This is a genomic window from Pseudomonas brassicae (genome assembly GCF_010671725.1).
GTDB classification, from domain to species: Bacteria; Pseudomonadota; Gammaproteobacteria; order Pseudomonadales; family Pseudomonadaceae; genus Aquipseudomonas; species Aquipseudomonas brassicae.
Genome location: NZ_JAAHBU010000395.1, coordinates 1 through 1,324 on the forward strand (window position 1 = coordinate 1; position 1,324 = coordinate 1,324).

The following is a 1,324-nucleotide window of genomic DNA, read 5'->3' on the forward strand; positions in this document are numbered from 1 at the left end:
CAGCTCCCACATCTATGGTCACCCCCGTTTCTGCAATACTGTAATTGGATGATGTGGTTGGCTTGCCGCAATCTATTCGGCGTCGAAAGTAGGCCTTCGCGCCACGATGGAAATCGCGCCTGACGATCCTGATTATTCAGTTCGGCCTAGAAGGCCGTGTGGGAGCCCAGGTTCTTCGTCAGGCCGGTAGGCCGTTTACGTCATCTGTTATCCAGCATCGCAAAACCAGGTGGGTGGTGCTCGGTAACGCGGGGTCAGGCGTTGATGACGTCTGATCCCGCCTCATATTCTTTGTGGCTGTACGCCACAGCCCAGGCAATCCGCGCCAGCTTGTTCGCCAGTGCACAGACCACGACGTTTGGATGGTGACGAGTCAGCAAGCCTCGCACCCACTGCGCCAGTTTCCCGGTCTGGCGCTCCAGGCTATTGATGAATACGTGGCCACACTGCACCAGCAATCTTCGTTGATTGCGGTCGCCGCGCTTGCTGATACCCAGCAATTTCGCCCGCCCTCCGGTGCTGTGCTGGCGTGGTACCAGACCTATCGATGCTGCATAGTCACGACCGCATTTGAACTGCTTGCCATCGCCAATCGATGCAGCCAGGGCGCTGGAGGTGATTGGACCAATACTCGGTATGGTCATCAACCGTGTAGCCAAATCATCTCCAGCGACCTGGCCTTCAAGCTCCTTGGTCAGGGCCTTGACGCGCTCGTCCAGATAGCTGAAATGAGCATGCAGCCCTTCAAGCAGATGAATGACGGCAAGTGGCGCTCGTAGGCTCTCCAAAACAGTGGGCAGCGTCCGAATCGATTTCAAGCTGGGGGCAAGGGCGAGGCCCCACTCCAGTAGAAACGCATGGATGCGATTGGTCGTGGCGGTGCGATCGTGCATGAACGCTTCACGGGTCATGTTGAGCATGCTCAATGCCTGCTGAGCTTCGGTCTTGAGGGCGACAAAGCGCATGGCAGAGCGACTGGCGGCTTCGCCGATGGCTTCGGCGTCGGCAAAATCGTTCTTGTTGCTTTTGACATAAGGGCGTACATGCTGCGCCGCGATGAGCTTGGGCGTGTGTCCGCAACTGGCGACGAACCGGCCCATGAAATGCGCCCCACCACAGGCTTCCATGGCGACGATGCATGGCGGCAGGTTAGCGATGAAGGCAAATACCTTCGCCCGAGAAAGCTTGTGGTGGAACAGCTCTTGCCCACGGTCGTCCTGCCCGTGCAGATGGAAGCAGTTTTTACCCAGATCAATACTGGTGATAGTAAGGTTGCGAGTGTTCATGGCGGCGGTCTCCGTAGATCCCCCGAGTGAAAGCTTAG

1 protein-coding gene is annotated in these 1,324 nt (G+C 57.5%); it reads right to left on the reverse strand.

From position 1 onward, the window contains the following. Positions 1-254: 254 nt before the first annotated feature. Positions 255-1,286: an IS110 family RNA-guided transposase gene (locus tag G3436_RS22610; RefSeq protein ID WP_163949692.1), complete on the reverse strand. Its 1,032-nt coding sequence runs from the start codon at positions 1,284-1,286 to the stop codon at positions 255-257. Positions 1,287-1,324 lie beyond the last annotated feature (38 nt).

Coding starts and splice junctions, on each gene's coding strand:
- G3436_RS22610 (WP_163949692.1), bottom strand. CDS start 1,286: ATGAACACTCGCAACCTTACTATCACCAGTATTGATCTGGGTAAAAAC.